16 protein-coding genes are annotated in these 16,867 nt (G+C 52.3%); 10 read left to right on the forward strand and 6 right to left on the reverse strand.

The genetic code is table 11. The features are described from left to right. The first annotated feature begins 65 nt into the window (after window positions 1–65). The 4 genes from KUE00_RS09025 to KUE00_RS09040 all read left to right on the forward strand — a co-directional run bounded on the left by KUE00_RS09025 (window position 66) and on the right by KUE00_RS09040 (window position 4,162). Window positions 66–1,274: a pyridoxal phosphate-dependent aminotransferase gene (locus KUE00_RS09025; protein WP_246759462.1), complete on the forward strand. Its 1,209-nt coding sequence runs from the start codon at window positions 66–68 to the stop codon at window positions 1,272–1,274. A gap of 119 nt (window positions 1,275–1,393) precedes the next feature. Further along, on the forward strand, window positions 1,394–1,684 hold the full coding sequence (locus KUE00_RS09030; RefSeq protein ID WP_246759463.1) for a VF530 family protein: 291 nt from the start codon (window positions 1,394–1,396) through the stop codon (window positions 1,682–1,684). Between the two features lie 160 nt (window positions 1,685–1,844). Further along, complete coding sequence (locus tag KUE00_RS09035; protein WP_246759464.1) at window positions 1,845–3,224, forward strand: sugar porter family MFS transporter; 1,380 nt, start codon at window positions 1,845–1,847, stop codon at window positions 3,222–3,224. A gap of 527 nt (window positions 3,225–3,751) precedes the next feature. Beyond that, window positions 3,752–4,162, forward strand: coding sequence for a RidA family protein (locus KUE00_RS09040; RefSeq protein ID WP_246759465.1), 411 nt, complete (start codon window positions 3,752–3,754; stop codon window positions 4,160–4,162). 1 nt (window position 4,163) lies between these two features. On the opposite strand, the gene KUE00_RS09045 is transcribed toward KUE00_RS09040, so the two are convergent. Both KUE00_RS09045 and KUE00_RS09050 read right to left on the reverse strand, forming a co-directional pair. Continuing rightward, entirely contained in the window at window positions 4,164–4,562 is a 399-nt protein-coding gene (locus KUE00_RS09045) for a DUF4440 domain-containing protein (RefSeq protein WP_246759466.1), read from the reverse strand. After that, the gene (locus KUE00_RS09050; protein ID WP_246759468.1) at window positions 4,559–5,935 is read right to left on the reverse strand and encodes an MFS transporter; all 1,377 of its coding nucleotides are present in this window, start codon (window positions 5,933–5,935) and stop codon (window positions 4,559–4,561) included. The genes KUE00_RS09045 and KUE00_RS09050 overlap by 4 nt, the downstream gene beginning before the upstream one ends. A gap of 123 nt (window positions 5,936–6,058) precedes the next feature. On the opposite strand from KUE00_RS09050, the gene KUE00_RS09055 reads away from it, so the two are divergent. After that, window positions 6,059–6,985 (forward strand): LysR family transcriptional regulator, encoded by a 927-nt coding sequence (locus KUE00_RS09055; protein WP_246759470.1) that lies wholly within the window; start codon window positions 6,059–6,061, stop codon window positions 6,983–6,985. A 64-nt stretch (window positions 6,986–7,049) separates the two neighbouring features. Here the strand turns inward: KUE00_RS09055 and KUE00_RS09060 are convergent, their stop codons facing one another. Further along, window positions 7,050–7,418: an NUDIX hydrolase gene (locus KUE00_RS09060; RefSeq protein WP_246759472.1), complete on the reverse strand. Its 369-nt coding sequence runs from the start codon at window positions 7,416–7,418 to the stop codon at window positions 7,050–7,052. Continuing rightward, the gene (gene nudK, locus KUE00_RS09065; RefSeq protein WP_246759473.1) at window positions 7,415–8,011 is read right to left on the reverse strand and encodes a GDP-mannose pyrophosphatase NudK; all 597 of its coding nucleotides are present in this window, start codon (window positions 8,009–8,011) and stop codon (window positions 7,415–7,417) included. Before nudK ends, KUE00_RS09060 begins: the two co-directional genes overlap by 4 nt. Window positions 8,012–8,093: 82 nt before the next feature. Between nudK and KUE00_RS09070 the strand changes: the two genes are divergently transcribed. Further along, window positions 8,094–8,843, forward strand: a complete 750-nt coding sequence (locus KUE00_RS09070) for a DeoR/GlpR family DNA-binding transcription regulator (RefSeq protein ID WP_246759474.1) — start codon at window positions 8,094–8,096, stop codon at window positions 8,841–8,843. A 31-nt stretch (window positions 8,844–8,874) separates the two neighbouring features. On the opposite strand, the gene KUE00_RS09075 is transcribed toward KUE00_RS09070, so the two are convergent. Then, a complete protein-coding gene (locus KUE00_RS09075; protein WP_246759475.1) occupies window positions 8,875–9,777 on the reverse strand; it encodes a LysR family transcriptional regulator in 903 nt (300 codons plus the stop codon). Window positions 9,778–9,875: 98 nt separating this feature from the next. On the opposite strand from KUE00_RS09075, the gene aptA reads away from it, so the two are divergent. The 4 genes from aptA to KUE00_RS09095 all read left to right on the forward strand — a co-directional run bounded on the left by aptA (window position 9,876) and on the right by KUE00_RS09095 (window position 15,370). Beyond that, window positions 9,876–11,204: an omega-aminotransferase AptA gene (aptA, locus tag KUE00_RS09080; protein ID WP_246759477.1), complete on the forward strand. Its 1,329-nt coding sequence runs from the start codon at window positions 9,876–9,878 to the stop codon at window positions 11,202–11,204. Between the two features lie 623 nt (window positions 11,205–11,827). Next, window positions 11,828–12,970: an acyltransferase family protein gene (locus tag KUE00_RS09085; protein WP_246759479.1), complete on the forward strand. Its 1,143-nt coding sequence runs from the start codon at window positions 11,828–11,830 to the stop codon at window positions 12,968–12,970. Window positions 12,971–13,129: 159 nt separating this feature from the next. Next, window positions 13,130–13,564: a DUF2946 domain-containing protein gene (locus KUE00_RS09090; RefSeq protein WP_246759480.1), complete on the forward strand. Its 435-nt coding sequence runs from the start codon at window positions 13,130–13,132 to the stop codon at window positions 13,562–13,564. A 141-nt stretch (window positions 13,565–13,705) separates the two neighbouring features. After that, window positions 13,706–15,370 (forward strand): DUF2534 family protein, encoded by a 1,665-nt coding sequence (locus KUE00_RS09095; RefSeq protein ID WP_246759481.1) that lies wholly within the window; start codon window positions 13,706–13,708, stop codon window positions 15,368–15,370. 65 nt (window positions 15,371–15,435) lie between these two features. Here the strand turns inward: KUE00_RS09095 and KUE00_RS09100 are convergent, their stop codons facing one another. Further along, window positions 15,436–16,680: an aromatic amino acid transporter gene (locus KUE00_RS09100; protein WP_246759482.1), complete on the reverse strand. Its 1,245-nt coding sequence runs from the start codon at window positions 16,678–16,680 to the stop codon at window positions 15,436–15,438. Between the last annotated feature and the right edge of the window lie 187 nt (window positions 16,681–16,867).

Below are 16,867 nucleotides of genomic sequence, written 5' to 3' on the forward strand. Positions count from 1 at the left end.
AATTTTCCTGCTGTTGTTGGGACATTAATTGTATTGGTTGAATCAATAAATACAAAAGAGGATTTATGAATAGTCAGCAACTGGCCAGACGTATGCAGCGAGTGCGGCCTTCGCCAACCGCCGCCATTTCCGATCGGGTACGCGCACTGGAGGCGGAAGGTAAACAAGTGATTAACCTGGGCGAGGGCGAGCTGGATTTCGCTACCCCGGAGGCGATTAGCTATGCAGGGATCGCCGCCATTGTGCAAAAGCAGACGAAATACACGGCGGTAGCAGGCACGCGTGAACTCAAAGCTGCGATTATCAGCAAGTTTGCGCGTGACAATCAGCTTCATTTTTCTCCGGAACAGGTTATTGCGGGAAGCGGTGCTAAGCAGCTGATTTTCAACGCGATGCTTGCCACGCTGGATGTCGGTCAGCAGGTTATTATTCCCGCGCCATACTGGGTTTCCTATCCGGATATGGTCACCCTGGCGGAAGGCGAACCGGTGATGGTTTCCTGCGAAGAGCGGCACGGCTGGAAACTGCGTCCGGAACAGCTGGCCGCGGCGTTAACGCCCGCCACGCGCTGGGTGATTCTCAACTCGCCGGGCAATCCAACCGGCGCGGTCTACAGCGAACAAGAGTTACGGGCGCTGGCAGATGTGCTGTCCGATCATCCGAATGTGCTGATTATGGCGGATGATATCTACGAGCCGCTGCGCTATGACCAGACGCCGTTCAGAACTTTTGCTCAGGTTGCACCGCAGCTGGCCGAGCGCACGCTAACGGTAAATGGGGTATCGAAAAGCCATGCGATGACCGGCTGGCGTCTTGGCTACGCGGCAGGGCCGACCTGGCTAATTGACGCTATGCAGATTCTGCAGTCGCAAAGCACTTCCAATCCGAGCAGTATTTCCCAGGCTGCCGCAATCGTCGCCTTGCAACAGCCTGCGGAATTTCTTCAGGGCTGGCTTGAAATACTGGATCGCCGGCGTCGGAAGGTACTGGCAATGATTGCCGACGGCAGTGGATTAAGCGCCAGCGCGCCACAGGGTGCATTTTATATCTTTGCTAATTGCCAGAAACTGCTGGGCCGCGAGACGCCCCAGGGAGAAATATTGTTGAACGATCAGGCGCTGGCCAGCTGGCTGCTGCAGGATGCACAGGTAGCGGTGCTGCACGGTTCGGCCTTTGGCGCGCCGGGCTATTTGCGGATTGCCTATGCGGTAGCGGACGATTTGCTGGCTCAGGCATGCCTGCGTTTGCAGGCATCTTTAGCAAAACTTGCTTAAAAGACAGGCCGCGAAAATGCGGCCTGTAAAAGATTATTCCTTTCCGTAAACACTCCCGGTTTGCACCTGAGTACGTCAGCCAGTATGGTAACGCCATTATTTTTGCTGAGAGAAAAAGAATGAGTAATCCTGGTTCAAAAGATCCGCTGCATGGCGTCACCCTGGAAGCCATTATTAACGCACTCGTCGCACGCTACGGTTGGGATGAGATGGGTAAACGCGTCAATATCAACTGTTTTAAAAGCGATCCCAGCGTTAAATCCAGCCTGAAGTTTTTGCGCCGTACGCCGTGGGCGCGTGCAGAAGTCGAGGCACTCTATATTGCATCGCTGAGCGATGCCGTGCCCGCCAAACCTGAACCTTCTGTCGACAGCCCGTGGGCCAACTGGAAAGGGAAAAGGGAGGAATAAAGCAGAAAAGGGCACGTTTATCTGTGATCGACCCTGCATGATCCGCTGCTGCGCGTAACGTGGTGTATCTGAAATGTGACCGGTAACGCATCGAAATCTCGCTTATTTACATAAAGTTAAAATTCTTGATGAAAGTTGACTTAGGGCGAGGAGAGACGGCATGAAAGCCAATAAAGTTTCAGGGAATAAATTTACGTGGTTCGTCTGTATGATGGCGGCGCTTTCGGGCCTGCTGTTTGGGCTTGATATTGGCGTTATTGCAGGCGCGCTGCCTTTTTTAGCGAAAGATTTGCATATCAGTAATCACGAGCAGGAATGGGTAGTCAGTTCGATGATGTTTGGTGCCGCCATTGGTGCGCTGGCCGCGGGCTGGATGTCATCAAAGCTGGGCCGCAAGAAAAGTATGCTGGCCGGAGCCACGCTGTTTATTATCGGCTCGCTATGGTCGGCGCTGTCGCCGGACGTGGAGTCGCTGATTTTCTCCCGCGTTCTGCTTGGCCTGGCCGTGGGCGTGGCATCCTATACCGCGCCTTTGTACCTGGCAGAAATTGCGCCGGAACGCATTCGCGGCTCCATGATCTCTATGTATCAGCTGATGCTGACGACCGGCATCGTAGTGGCTTATCTGTCTGACACCGCCTTCAGCTACAGCGGCAGCTGGCGCTGGATGCTGGGCGTTATTGCTATTCCGGCAGGGATCCTGTTTGTTGGCGTACTGTTTCTTCCCAACAGTCCGCGCTGGCTGGCTTCGCACGGGCGTTTTAACGAGGCGCAGCGCGTGCTCGATCGTTTGCGCAATACCAGCGAGCAGGCAAAGCAGGAGCTGGACGAAATCCGTGAAAGCCTGATGGTTAAACAACACGGCTGGTCGTTGTTCAGAAACAACAGCAACTTTCGCCGTGCGGTGTGGCTGGGAATGTTGCTACAGCTGATGCAGCAATTTACCGGCATGAACATCGTCATGTATTACGCGCCGAAAATTTTTGGCATCGCCGGTTTCTCCAGCACCAGCGAGCAGATGTGGGGAACCGTGATTGTCGGACTGGTCAACGTGCTGGCAACCTTAATTGCCATTGGCCTGGTCGACCGCTGGGGACGTAAACCTATGCTGACGACCAGCTTCCTGGTTATGGCGATTGGGATGGGCGTTTTAGGCACGTTACTGCATCTCGGGGTCGAAACCGATTTCCGTAAGTATTTCGCTATTGCGATGTTGCTGATCTTTATTGTTGGTTTTGCAATGGCTGCTGGTCCGGTAGTTTGGCTGCTGTGCTCTGAAATCCAGCCGCTGAAAGGGCGTGACTTTGGCATCACGGCATCTACAACTACCAACTGGGTAGGAAACATGATTGTTGGCGCAACGTTCCTGACCATGCTGGAAAAGCTGGGCAACGCCAATACGTTCTGGTTCTACGGCGCGCTAAACCTTGTGTTTATCCTGCTGACCATCTGGCTGGTACCGGAAACCAAACACGTCACGCTGGAGCATATTGAACGTAACCTTATGAAAGGAAAGGCGTTACGGGATATCGGCTCCTGATGTTGCCAGCATACTGAAGAGACAACGCTACGTGAATTCTGCAAGGCTCAGCCCTTGCTGATGCAACAGATTTCACGTAGCGCGATCGTTTTTGTTAGCGCCGGGAAGAAGAACAGGCTGCTTTTGTTAAAGTACAGCAAGGGTCAGCGCTGGACGAGTTTTGTTTACGTGGTGCCGTAGCGACAGGAGTTAGCAGGGGATGGGGCTAAGCCTGGCGAATTTGGCTCAACGTAGTGGGATCGTGGTAAGTGCTAAAGCTACTCCTGCACATTCATACTTCATTTAACATAATATACATTATGCGCACCTTTATCATAAAGGCAGCCTGAACCGGAAGCCGTATGCGTTGCTGCTAAGTGGATCTGAGTCAGATGACATTTAAGCTTTGAACCTGCCTTGTATAAGCGAATCGCCGCTACCTTGCATAAGAACATTATTGAAATTAAGCATCTTCTGAAATGAGATTAGATGATTTGCAAGCGCCTTGCTGTCTGAATTTTAACCGATATACACAAAAAGGTACTCCTGTGACCCAACGCAAACCCGTTTTCCCCGCTAACCGCCATGCTCTTTATGAGGAGCACGGCTATTCTGCCGCGATCCGTTCAGGCGATATGCTGTTTGTTTCCGGCCAGGTCGGCAGCCGCGCGGATGGCACGCCAGAGCCAGATTTTGCTGCCCAGGTGCAGCTGGCTTTTGACAATCTGAGTGCGACTCTTGCCGCGGCTGGATGTACGTTTGACGACCTGATTGACGTCACAACTTTTCATACCGATCCAGAAAACCAGTTTCCCGTCATCATGCAGGTGAAGCAGTCAATTTTCCCGCATCCCCCTTACCCAAACTGGACCGCTGTTGGCGTTACCTGGCTGGCTGGATTCGATTTTGAAATCAAGGTTATTGCACGTATCCCCGAGGAATCGCTGCAAAAAGAATGATTTATAAAGTTAATATCCCGGATGTTTCATGCAGATGACGCCATCTTACCTGCCCTTCACTTCCCGTTTCAAAAACAGCAGTTGAGAAACGCAGTGTGCCAGGCTGACCAGGAAGCTGCTGTCTTTCCTGATAAGTTACCGTTGCACCTGCGCTGCTTTCAGCAATAATCTGCATGTTCTCAATCTCAATTTCTAATCCGGCTTTTGCGCCACGTTGCGTACGAAAAAAAGTGCACAACGTGGCGTAGTTAAGCTGCGTGCCGCCTGGCATCACCATGGAATAAGCTGGACTAAAGCGAGCCAGCAGATTTTCACAAACGGCATCAGGCGTACTGGCGTCGCCCAGCCAGCGGCGGATAAGCTGGTGAGCGTCTAATATTTCCTGAAAATAGATATTCATCGTTTCTCCTGATTGATTGCGTAACGCCCGTTGCGCCTGGCGAGGCGAAAGCTGAACATAATGGGAATGACCACGCTGGCGGCCGCTAAAATAAAACAGAGTCGATAAGCCTGCCCTGGCGCAAGACCCGAATTTAAAAACACGTTGAGCAACAGACCGATAAGCGTTACGCCAAAGCAAAAGCTGAGCTGGCGGTTGATGTTCCATAAAGCGCTGGCGTCAGCCAGATCTCTGCTGTTTATTGCAATAAAGGCTGAACTCTGCGCCGTGCTGCTGCATAAGCTACTGCCGAACCCCATCAAAACAAAAGCAGCCCCGACAATCACATTGTCGCTGGCGTTGTCGATTTGTGTCAGCAAGGCTATACCTGCCCCTTGTACCAGGCTGCCGCTAATAAATAACCGGCGCGGCCCTGTGCTGTTAAACTTTTTTCCGGTCAGGCTGATAGCGACAAAGGCCGCTGCCGCCCAGGGAAACATCATTGCGCCAGCACTGGCTGCTGACATACCAAGCTGATTTTGCAGATAAAGCATGGTAATCAGGTTTACCCCGGTAAACACGCCGGGAATAAACTGGTAGATCAACATGGCCGTTTGCAGCATTGGCTCTTTAATGAGTCGTATATTCAGTAATGGCTCGGGCTTACGTAAGGCGCCGTACGTATAGAATGACGCCAGCGCTATTCCGCCCACCAGCAACAGCGCTGCTTTGCCTGGCGCATCTTCTCCCAAAGCGGTCAGCCCCAATAAAATAAGCGTCAAGGCCGAGCAGCTGGAAATCAGCCCGCTAAGGTCAAGCCGTGCAGCCCCTCTGTTTTTCAGATCCGGCTTTAACCAGCGGCCCGCCAGCAGTAATGTGATAAAAGCCACCGGCAGACTGACTAAAAACACCCAGCGCCAGCTAAGGCTGTCGGCAAGCATGCCGCCAATAGCCGGCGACAGTGCCGGAGCCAGCAGCCCCACCAGCATCACCGCAGCGGAAAGCTTCGCTCTTTCGTCGCTGTGATAAAGAGCATACGTCATTGTTTGTCCTGCCGGAATTAACAGGCCGCCACCCAATCCCTGTATCACCCGCCAGCTAATCAGCTGCTCTGTTGAGGCAGCGCTACTTACGCCAATGATAGCGATAATAAAAATAACCAGCGAAAGCATAAACAGGCGTTTCATGCCGATACGCTTCGCCAGCCAGCTGCTGAGCGGGATTACCAACGTCAGCCCCAAAACGTAACCGTTGCTTATCCAGGCCAGCTGGCTTACCGAGGCGGAAAAGTAGTGACTTATGTCAGGATAAGCCACGTTAGCGATAAACATGTTAACCAAATCGATAAAGAAGCCCAGCAGATAAATCGTGGCAACACGCATTCGATAATTCATGCTTTTTCCATAAGAAACAATATTATGGCCGCAGTATAGGGAATGAAAAACCGGCGATAAATCCCCTTTTTGTCGCTATACTGTCAAACTTATTTTGACAATAATCAGCAGGATAAAGGAATTATGTTAAATATGCAGCGGCTGGAGATGTTTGTGGCCGTGGTAAAAGCGCGGAGCTTTACGGGCGCAGCCCAGACGCTAGGTCTGACCAGAGCCGTCGTCAGTTTTAATATCAAACAGCTGGAAGAAGAGCTTGGCGTATCGTTACTGACGCGCAGCACCCGCAAAGTTGCCGTCACCGATACCGGCGAGCGCTTTTATCTGCAATGTTTGCAGCTTCTTCAGGATGCAGAAAGAGTGTTCGATGACGTACGTGGCGATCATTCAGGCCTGAGCGGTACACTGCGTATCACTACTACGCCAGAATATGGCGCTCGGGTCGTTGTCCCCGCCCTTGCCGCTTTTGCCAGCCTTCATCCACAACTGCGTATCCAGCATATTTCCTCATCCAGAAATGACGATCTGATAGCAGAACGTTTAGATGTGGCGATTCGTCTTGGTCAGCTGGCCGACTCAACTCACCATGCCAGACTTATCGACAGTTTTGATATTTTTCCCGTTGCTGCAAAGAGCTTTTTAGCGCGGCACCCGGATGGGATAGTAGACGATCCGGAACGGCTTCAGTCCGCGCGCTGGATTGCCCATAGTCGCCTGACAACGCCTTTAAGCTGGCAGATTCTGACGCCCGCAGGCGATAACTTCCTTTTCAAAGTAAGCCACCCGGCAGAGCTGATGGCAGATAGCGCCGCTTCGCTGTTAGCGTTTGTCCAGAATGGCGCTGGTGTAGCCTTGTTGCCCGCCTGGCTGGTGCAGGATGATATTGCTAAAGGCGATCTGGTTAAGCTTCTTCCTGATTACCGGTTTCCTCGCCAGGGCATTTATGCGCTCTACCCTAATACGCGTCACGTTCCCAAAAAGGTGCGATTGTTTATCGATTTTTTGCAAAGCCGTATAAAAAACCCGGATGAGGAGACAACATTACCGTTGTAGCCATGGCCGGGAATTTCGCATTTTGTTCCCGACGTAAAGACAAGCAAGCTGAATAAGGGCAATGCTATTCACTGAGTTGCGGGATCCTGTCCACAGTGCTAAAAATCGGCAGCCCCTGTTCCTTACCGATTCGTACATCGTTATCCGCGCCGTTAGATGCGCCAGGGATACGTAAAATCGCGTCGCAGCATTGCAGCAGACGATGCGCCACCGGATACAGAAAACGTTCGCTGATTTCATCACCAATCTTTTCTGAGCCTGCCGCTTCCGCCAGCGGTAAAGCCAGCCATTCACCGATAACGGGAACGTGGCCTTTGGCATAAATAGCAAGGGCAAACTGCGCCATTCTGTCCAGGTTCTGTTTGATTAACGCTTCCTCTCCATTTGTTCCGCTTCTGACCGGCCCCGCAATTAAAATCAGCATTCTTTTCATCCGTTCGTCCTTAATAGTGCATTCATTGCCAGATACTGCAGCAGCATAATGGTTTTAGCATCCTGGATTTCGCCGCTTTTCACCGCTCCCAGCGCCCGTTCGAAGGGCCATTCCAGCACTTCAATATCTTCGCCTTCATCAGCAAGTCCTCCGCCATCGTTACTGCGCTGCCGATCGGAATAGTCGGCGATAAAGAAAAAAAGCTTTTCCGTGACCGACCCGGGACTCATATAAGCTTCAAAAACTTTTTCTACAGTCGTGACTTTAAAGCCTGTTTCCTCTTCGGCTTCGGCAATAATGCGTGACTCAGGTGAGGCGTTATCCAGTAATCCGGCGGCAGCCTCAATCAGAAAACCGTTACCGTTACCAAGGTAAACAGGCAGACGAAATTGCCGGGTCAGTACCACGGTGTTTTTCACTTTGTTATACAAAAGAATGACCGCGCCGTTACCGCGATCGTACGCTTCCCTGCTCTGTTCCTGCCAGCGGCCGTCCCGGCGTAACAGTTCAAACGTATATTTTTTTAGCGTATACCAGTTGTCGGAGAGCAGCTGGTCTTTAAGATTCCTGATATGTTGTGCATGTTTATTCATGTTTTAGCCCATTCAAGGATGACAAAAAACACCATACCATGCAAAATAACGCATTAACAAGCATGTTCGTGAAGGGGAAATGATGCTTTCAGGCCAGAGAAAACAGGCAATCCTGGATATCCTTGCCCGGGAAAAACAGGTTATGTCGTCAGAATTAAGCCAGCGGTTTGCTATCTCGGAAGATTCGGTTCGTCGCGATCTCAGAGAGTTAGCGGCGGAAGGACTGTTGCAAAGAGTGCACGGCGGTGCGTTGCCGGTATCAAGCGCTATCGCCACGTTTGAAACCCGAAAAAACCTGCAAATAAGCTCAAAGCAGAGCGTGGCGCAAAAAGCGGTCAGGCTTATCCAGCCAGGTCAGGTGGTGATAATTGACGGCGGCACAACGACAGGTGAATTGATTAAGCTCCTGCCGGACAACCTGCCCTTTACCGTCGTCACCCATAGTCCGGGTATTGCCGTCGGGCTTGTTAATCTGCCTCTGGTCGACGTCATTATTATTGGTGGCCAGCTTTATAAGCATTCCGTGGTAACGGTCGGCGCTGCAATGACCGAATCTATTCGCAGAATCAATGCCGACCTCTTTTTTATGGGCGTCACCGGCGTGCACAAGAGCGCCGGGTTCACGACCGGAAATTACGAAGAAGCCTGTGTGAAAAGAGCCTTATCGGAAAGAGCCGCAGAAACGGTGGTGATGGCTTCGCAGGAAAAGATCAACTCTGCCTCGGCTTTCGCCATCGGTGAGCTCGCTTTAGCCAGTACCCTGGTAGTTGATTGCGATCTGGATGACGAAATGCACCAGTTACTGACCAGCCAGCACATCACGGTGCTTTAAACAGAGGAAAAAAAGCCCGGATTAAGCGCAATCAGACGGCAAGTGCCTGCAGAAAAAGATCAAGGATGGTATTAGAACGACGACCCTTATGCGTTACAACGGCGATATTGCTGTTGTAAAACAAACGCTGAGGCGCGATGGCCCTCATCATCTTTTTCTCGGTCCACTGGCTGGCATAGTGATCGGGAAGAAAGCCTACGAAGCGGCCGGTGAGGATCAGAAACGCAATGCCCTCGCGGTCAGACGCCGTTGCGGTGCAGTGCAGCATCTGATGCATACCGATGGTTTCAGCCGTCATGCGAAAAGACGGCGCAATCGCATCATAGTGGATAAGCTGGTCGTCATCAGGTTCGCCATCTCTGTCAAAAAGCGGGTGCTTGTTGCTGCAGTAAAGATATGATTTTTCGTCATAAAGCGTCTGATATTCCAGACCTGAAATCGGTGAGGTCAGCGGCAGAGCACCCACGTGCAGGCGTCCATCCAGCAGGCCACGCTCAATTTCTGCGGCGGTGGTCATGCTAAGGTTCAGGCGAATATCCGGCCCCTTTTCACGTAGCCGTTCCAGCGCATGGGTGATTTTCATCATCGGCTGCGTCACCAGGTTGTTAATGATGCCGATGTTAAATTCGCCGCGCAGCTGCTTGTGCATCTGGTTCACCTGCTGACGAAAAGTTTCAACCGCGGCCGTCAGCGTCTCGCTATGGCGAAGGATTTCCCTTCCTTCATCGGTTAAGGCAAACCCTGACCGCCCTCGCTGGCATAAGCGCATGCCGAGCCGTTTTTCCAGATCGCTCATGTGCAGACTGATAGCGGAACGCGTAATGCCCAGCAGGCTTTCCGCTGCGGAAAAGCTGCCGCAGTCAGCTACTGTTTTAAAAATTCGTAACAGCTTCAGGTCAAAGTCCGTTACCTGCTCTAATGATTTGGTTTTCATTCAGGTGAGTTTTTCCACAAGTAAATGTTAGTTAATTAGCATTTAACTTACCCAACGGATGAATGCAAACTCTTAACACACCGTCTGGAGGAAATATCATGTCCCAAGTCAATACTGCCGAGCTGAATCTGCAGGCGCACTGGATGCCTTTTAGCGCCAACCGAAATTTTCAGCGCGATCCGCGCTTTATCGTTGCTGCCGAAGGCCGCTGGCTGACCGATGATAAGGGCCGCCAGATTTTTGACAGCCTTTCCGGCCTGTGGACCTGCGGTGCCGGGCATACGCGCAGCGACATTCAGAGCGCCGTTTCTCGCCAGCTGGGCACGCTGGATTATTCACCGGGCTTTCAGTATGGCCATCCGCTCTCTTTCCAGCTGGCAGATAAAATCGCACAGAAAATGCCGGGCGATCTTAATCATGTATTTTTTACCGGTTCCGGTTCTGAATCGGCAGACACGGCGGTAAAAATGGCCCGCGCCTACTGGCGGATCAAAGGCCAGCCCGCCAAAACCAAACTGATTGGCCGCGCGCGTGGCTATCACGGCGTGAATATCGCGGGCACCAGCCTTGGCGGTATCGGCGGAAACCGTAAGATGTTTGGTCAGTTTATGGATGTCGACCACATTCCGCATACGCTACAGCCAGGCATGGCCTTTACGCGCGGCATGGCGGAAACCGGTGGCGTCGCGCTGGCTGATGAGATGCTCAAGCTGATTGAGCTGCATGACGCCTCGAATATTGCCGCGCTGATCGTCGAGCCGCTTTCCGGATCTGCGGGTGCAATTATTCCGCCGCAGGGCTATTTGCAGCGGCTGCGCGAGATATGCACGCAGCACAACATCCTGCTGATTTTTGATGAAGTGATTAGCGGTTTTGGCCGTATGGGTCGCTGGAGCGGCGCGGACTATTTTGACGTGACGCCGGATATCCTTAACTTTGCCAAACAGGTGACCAACGGTGCGATCCCGCTGGGTGGCGTGGTCGCCAGCAGCGAAATTTATCAGACTTTTATGGCGCAGTCGCTGCCGGAACACGCGGTAGAATTCAGTCACGGCTATACCTATTCCGCGCATCCTGTCGCCTGCGCAGCAGGTCTGGCAACGCTAAATCTGCTGGAGGAAGAATCATTGATCGAGCGGTCGGCGGCGCTGGCTCCGCATTTTGAGCGCACCCTGCACGGCCTGCAAAATTGTCCAAACGTTGTTGATATTCGCAACTGCGGGCTGGTGGGCGCCATTCAGCTGGCTCCGCGCGACGGCGACGCCACCATCCGGCCATTTGATGCTGGTATGGCGCTGTGGAAAGCCGGCTTTTACGTACGTTTTGGCGGCGATACGCTGCAGTTTGGCCCAATGTTCAACACCGAACCGGCCGAGCTGGATCGCCTGTTTGACGCCGTGGGCGAAGCGCTACACCATATTAGTTAGAGCAGATTTCTGGGCTATCGGTATCGCTATTGATAGCCCGTTTACCCCGTCTTATCGACCATCGCAACACGAATGGCGTTCAGGCTTTCATCAATACCCATCGATATTGTTATATTGGAATCTTTGCCGATCCAGCAGCCCCATTGATATTGCACCTTTCTGTTTTTTTATACTCACTTTTTTCCAGGTAAGCCCCGTTAGCGAATTCCATGCTGAGATATTGCACGCCCTAAAAAAGCCCATTACGCATATCATCAGAATGGCCAGCATAATTTTTAGTGGCCTCTTCATATACGCGGTTCTCCTCTGCCAAACGGTCACTTTAGCTTTTCTGCTTTTATAAGCTTTTCCCCGCCACAAAACATCAGATCCGCTTCATATCGATGGATGGATCAGGCCAGACAACAAGGTTGTCAATTATTAATCTATTGATTAATATGATATTTTTATCAAGGTGCGGCATCATCTGTTAATTTGATTTATCTCACAGCATTAGCCCTGATAAGGAATTGAGTATATTCCTATAATTTCCACTTAAGTCAGTTATCCGATATTAATGCGCTTACAAATCCTTTACCCTCCGCCCGCACATCGTTTACAAAAAGTTGCACTGGAGGATTAAGATGGCAACATCGCGCGGTTGGTCAAAGGAGCTGGAAGGCCTGAGAGGGCTGGCTTCACTCTGGGTTCTGCTGGGACATATCTGTATCCTGGCGGATTGTCATATTCCCCTTATTTCGTCACCGGGCATTGGCGTCGATTTGTTTATTCTTCTTTCCGGCTATTTAATGGCAAAAAACTATATCGAACGTCGGGATGTAGAGCCCTGGGATCACGCCACAACCATTAAAAAATTCTGGTTACGTCGATTTTTTCGCATTGCGCCGCTTTACTATATTTTGCTGATTGTCGCTATAGCGGCAGGCCCGTGGTTTGGCGAAATGAGAGATATCATCTCGCAGTTTTTCCCCAAAACGGCTACTGAAGCATCACGCTATTCCGACCAGTCTTTAGCCAACATTGTCAATCATGTGACCTTTGTTTATGGTTTTCTGCCCCATTATGCTTTTAATACCGTGCTGCCTGACTGGAGCATTGGGCTGGAGATGCAGTTCTATCTGCTGTTCCCCTTTATTATGTTAATAACGGCGCGTTTTGGTTATGGCAAAAGCCTGCTGGCTATTATGGTGCTGTGCTGCATCGGCAGGTTTGTTTTCCATAATTATTACGAAGCGTTCAGCATGCCGTCGCTGATTCTGATTAAGCTCAATATCTTTATTTCCGGCATGCTGCTGGCCGAGGCCGTGCGCAGAAAGTCTCTGCTCTTTATCCTTCTGGCGCAGGCTGGCCCGGCGGCGAGTTTTGTGATTGGCCTGGGGATGATGAAGTATCAAATCCCTATGGATGTGCTGATGATTTTAGGCATGGCGCTGGTACTGTGGAAATATCCGGAAGGCGGCAAAATGGCATCGTTAATCTGGTGGCCACGTAAAATGCTTAATAACCGTTTTAACGCCTGGCTGGGCGACGTTTCTTACTCGGTTTACCTGCTTCATTTGCTGATTGTTATCCCGGCGACCGCGCTGCTGCTGCAAAACTGGAACCTGATCAACTATGCGCCATTGGTACGTTTTGCCATCGTTTGCCTGCTGGTTATTCCACCTGTCTATCTGATCTCCACCCTTCTCTATAATTTTGTTGAGAAAAGCGGGATCCGCATGGGCAAAGCTGTTCTTGCCCCACGGCCACAACCGTCTAAGGCATAGTGCACCTCTCGCGCTATGGAAGGCGCGGGCCAAAGAAGCACGGAAGCTTCTGGTTTTTAGTCGCTTTACGATGACTCCAGCTTAAACGGCGCGAATAACTTTTTAACATTTGCGGTAAAAGTTGTTAAGCTCTCTTTTTTCTGCACTGGAATCCCACCTTTGCCAACGCTACATCGCCTGTCTCAACGCCGTATACCAGCCCTGATTGCCTTTCTGGCAATTATGCTGCTGTTTATCGCGCCTTGGGTATCCAGGACGCTGGAGCACAGGCAGATAGCCCAGGAGGGAACCGCGGCTGAAATGGTGATGCCGGGAATGAATATGGCGCCAGCGCATCACGGCATGCCGGATGACGGCGATCGTTCCGCCATGCATCAAGCTCCGGCGATGTCCGAAAGCATGGGAACCATGGACGATATTGCCTGCGGCTACTGCCAGCTGCTGGTGCATTTCCCGGTGCTGATATGGCTAGTCCTTGCCGTTATTCTGCTGCTGTTTACTGTTTCCCGCCCCCGGCTCGTTCGCTATGTTCCCGTCGCGCCCGTCAGGTTATTTCCCGGCGTTTCTCAGCCGCGTGCCCCACCCGTCTGTTAATTTATTTCCCTGGCCATCGTCTGGTTGTATAGCGATAACCTTTGAAAATAAATATGTGCTTTGCGCAGGGTTTGCTTCGCCTTAAATAAGGCCCTCACCTGCATAAAGCGCCATCATTTTTAACAGCAGACCGGAAATTTTATGTCATCTCATGCCGTAAATACTGCCCCTGTCACGGGCGCGGTAATGAATCTTGTTCGTCGCCTGCATTTCTATATCGGCCTTTTTATTGCTCCTTTTATTTTTGTCGCCGCGCTTACCGGGACGCTATATGTCCTGACGCCGCAAATTGAGAATGCCCTCTATGCCGATGCCCTGACGGCGCAACCAGAGGGGATAGCGAAACCCTTGTCGGCGCAAATCGATGCGGCGCGTCACCACGCGGGGGAAAGGGTCAGGATCTATGCCGTGCGCCCCGCCGCTGGCGAAACGGAAACCACGCGCGTGCAGTTTATCGATCCGGCGCTGGGCGCTTCTGAATCCCGTTCGGTGTTTATCGATCCTTATAGGCTACGGGTTAAAGGTGATATGACGGTCTACGGCACTTCCGGCGTGCTGCCGCTGAGAATGTGGCTGGATCAGCTGCATCGTGGGCTATTGCTGGGCGACCCAGGCCGTATTTACAGCGAGCTGGCGGCCTCGTGGCTGTGGGTTGCCGCACTCGGCGGCGTCGCGCTGTGGGCCGGAAAGCGTCCTCGCCGTAATAAAAAGCCGGCTGGGAAATTTGCCGTTACGCGTCACTGGCACATTACGCTGGGCCTGGTGTTGCTGGGCGGGCTGGTGTTCTTTTCCGTAACCGGCCTGACATGGTCGCAGTGGGCAGGCAGCAATATCGATAAGATGCGCAGCGAGCTTAACTGGCTGACGCCGCAGGTCAATACTTCGTTGAACGCCTCTTCTGATGCACGACCCGATCCCCATGCAGAGCATGCCGCTATGGATATGTCCGCAATGGGGGCGCATACTTCGGCAGCGGCAATGAATCCGGCGAACGGCGACTGGGACCGGGTATTGCAGACGGCAAGAGCTAACGGCATTACCGCAGCGAAAGTTGAACTGCGTCAGCCTAAAGCCGCTGGTAAGGCCTGGACGGTAACCGAGATCGACCGCAGCTGGCCGACTCGCGTGGATGCCGTTTCGGTCGATCCGCATAGCTTTGGCATTGTTGACCGGGTGCAGTTCGCCTCTTTCCCGCTGGTGGCGAAACTGACCCGCTGGGGCGTAGATGCGCATATGGGCGTGCTGTTTGGCCTGCCGAACCAGCTGATTCTGGCGGCGTTCGGGCTGGGTTTGTGTGTAATGATCGTGCTGGGCTATCGGTTATGGTGGCTGCGCCGTCCCGCCGTGACGGACTCTGCCCAAACGCTACTGGCAGCCTGGCAGGCCGTTTCGCCGACGGGTAAAATCGTCAGCGGGCTGGCGGCACTGCTGCTCGGCTATGCGCTACCGGTGATGGGCCTTAGCCTGCTCGTCTTTTTATTAATTGATGTTGTACGCGGGCAGCGCCACGCACAGCGAATGAAGCAAGGGTTTAACGCTATGAAAACATCTTCCGTGATGCGGAAAGAGAAAAAACAGTTTATCGCGGCGGTTCTTGTCGTTCTGGCAATTGCGTTGACGGTGATGTGTAAAACAATGATTGGCGGCGCTATCGACGAATACCATATTCCTCTGCACGACTGGTCGGCAGAAATGTTGGTGACGCAGTTCTTTATGATCGCCGTTTACTCCATGGTCTTTACCGGTCTGCTTTCCATTCCGCTGTGGTACTGGTTTCTGGGAGAAAACGACGCCGGGCGGCGCTAAGGTTTTACTGCAAAAAACCAAATAGCGCAGTCTGAAAGCCCGGTCAAAAACCGGGCTTTTATCTTTTACCCCTGAAAAACTGGTAGCCAGCCCAGCCAGCTGAGGAACCATGCCAGAACGTTAAGCACGCCAAACAGCATAACCAGCGCAATAGCGGCGATTTGTCTGCCAGTATGCACGGTGGGATCGGCGAATTTGTGCTGCGCTTTTAACGCCAGCAAGGCAGGAACGAAGACGGCCCACAGCGTGGCGAACAGTCCGGCAAAGCCTATCGCCGCGATAAAGCCGTTGGGAAACCAGAGAGAGGCGCACAAAGCAGGTAAAAACGTCAGGCAGGCGGTTTTGAAACGGCCCGCACGCGTGTCGGCCATCTTCAGCCGGTCCGCAATAAAATCAAACAGCCCCGCCGTTACGCCAAGGAAAGAACAGATCACCGCAAAATGCGAAAAGAGATCCATCAAAAACGCCAGCGCGCTAACGTGCAAATAGTGGCGTAGCGCGGACATTAACGCTTCGATATCGCCGCCAGCGCCAATAATGGCGGGAAACGAAGCGCGCGGCAGATTTCCCATTGTGCCGGTCATCCAGAACAGATAGATCACCAGCGCCATAAAGGTGCCCAGTATCAGCGCGCGATTAACCTGCTTTTTATCGCCGACGTAATAGCTAATCAGTCCGCTGATGTTGCCGTGATAGCCAAAAGAAGCGAGACAAAACGGCAGCACCGCAAGCGTATAGGGCCAGTAGGACTGCCCCGATACGCCGCTGTTCAGCAGCGTGGAAAGATTCAGCTGCGTCAACAGTCCGCCAAAGAGCATCACCAGCAGCAAAATTTTTGCCAGCACGCAAAACGTCATAAGCCGACTTACGCCTTTCGTACCCAGCCAGACCACTACCGCCACGCACAGCGTCAGAATGATTTTCGCTTCCGCCACGGAAAGATGCAGGCCGGCGCGATTGAGCGAGCTTTGATAAACCGGCCCGCTGGCAGAAATATAGGCATAGGTAAGGATGCCGAGAACAAACAGAATGCTCACGCCGTTGATGGCTGCCCAGGCCCGTCCCAGCAGGTCGCGCGTGATGGTATCAAAACCCGCGCCCAGCGGATAATGCTGGCTGGCCCGGGCAAAAAGCAACCCTGACAGCAGCATACAAAACCAGCTTACCAGCAGGATCAGCAACGACCAGCCATACCATGCGCCCGCCATCACCACCGGCAGCGTAAACATTCCTGCGCCAACCACGGTACCGCAAATGATCATCGCGCCCCACCAAACGGAAGGCCGACGTTGCAATGCACTATCCTTCATAATTTCCCAGCTAAACAAATGACAGAGTGCCGGCGATTCTAAAGCAATTGCCGCGCTATCACCTGATATAATTTCGTATTACTGCCGTTTTATCAGATGGCAGAAAACGGATCGCGGTGCTTATTGTTGAGCAAAATTCAAATTGCTCTTTATATATCCCCGGAAATTTTCAGACTTTGCTTTTTAT

It is taken from the genome of Erwinia phyllosphaerae, assembly GCF_019132875.1.
Taxonomy (GTDB): Bacteria; Pseudomonadota; Gammaproteobacteria; order Enterobacterales; family Enterobacteriaceae; genus Erwinia; species Erwinia phyllosphaerae.

Bases quoted from the DNA above. Each gene is read 5' to 3' on its own strand.
- KUE00_RS09025 (WP_246759462.1), top strand. From the start codon at position 66: ATGAATAGTCAGCAACTGGCCAGACGTATGCAGCGAGTGCGGCCTTCG.
- nudK (WP_246759473.1), bottom strand. From the start codon at position 8,011: ATGAATAAACATGCACAACATATCAGGAATCTTAAAGACCAGCTGCTC.
- KUE00_RS09075 (WP_246759475.1), bottom strand. From the start codon at position 9,777: ATGAAAACCAAATCATTAGAGCAGGTAACGGACTTTGACCTGAAGCTG.
- KUE00_RS09045 (WP_246759466.1), bottom strand. From the start codon at position 4,562: ATGAATATCTATTTTCAGGAAATATTAGACGCTCACCAGCTTATCCGC.
- KUE00_RS09100 (WP_246759482.1), bottom strand. From the start codon at position 16,680: ATGAAGGATAGTGCATTGCAACGTCGGCCTTCCGTTTGGTGGGGCGCG.
- aptA (WP_246759477.1), top strand. From the start codon at position 9,876: ATGTCCCAAGTCAATACTGCCGAGCTGAATCTGCAGGCGCACTGGATG.
- KUE00_RS09050 (WP_246759468.1), bottom strand. From the start codon at position 5,935: ATGAATTATCGAATGCGTGTTGCCACGATTTATCTGCTGGGCTTCTTT.
- KUE00_RS09055 (WP_246759470.1), top strand. From the start codon at position 6,059: ATGTTAAATATGCAGCGGCTGGAGATGTTTGTGGCCGTGGTAAAAGCG.
- KUE00_RS09095 (WP_246759481.1), top strand. From the start codon at position 13,706: ATGTCATCTCATGCCGTAAATACTGCCCCTGTCACGGGCGCGGTAATG.
- KUE00_RS09060 (WP_246759472.1), bottom strand. From the start codon at position 7,418: ATGAAAAGAATGCTGATTTTAATTGCGGGGCCGGTCAGAAGCGGAACA.
- KUE00_RS09070 (WP_246759474.1), top strand. From the start codon at position 8,094: ATGCTTTCAGGCCAGAGAAAACAGGCAATCCTGGATATCCTTGCCCGG.
- KUE00_RS09085 (WP_246759479.1), top strand. From the start codon at position 11,828: ATGGCAACATCGCGCGGTTGGTCAAAGGAGCTGGAAGGCCTGAGAGGG.
- KUE00_RS09035 (WP_246759464.1), top strand. From the start codon at position 1,845: ATGAAAGCCAATAAAGTTTCAGGGAATAAATTTACGTGGTTCGTCTGT.
- KUE00_RS09030 (WP_246759463.1), top strand. From the start codon at position 1,394: ATGAGTAATCCTGGTTCAAAAGATCCGCTGCATGGCGTCACCCTGGAA.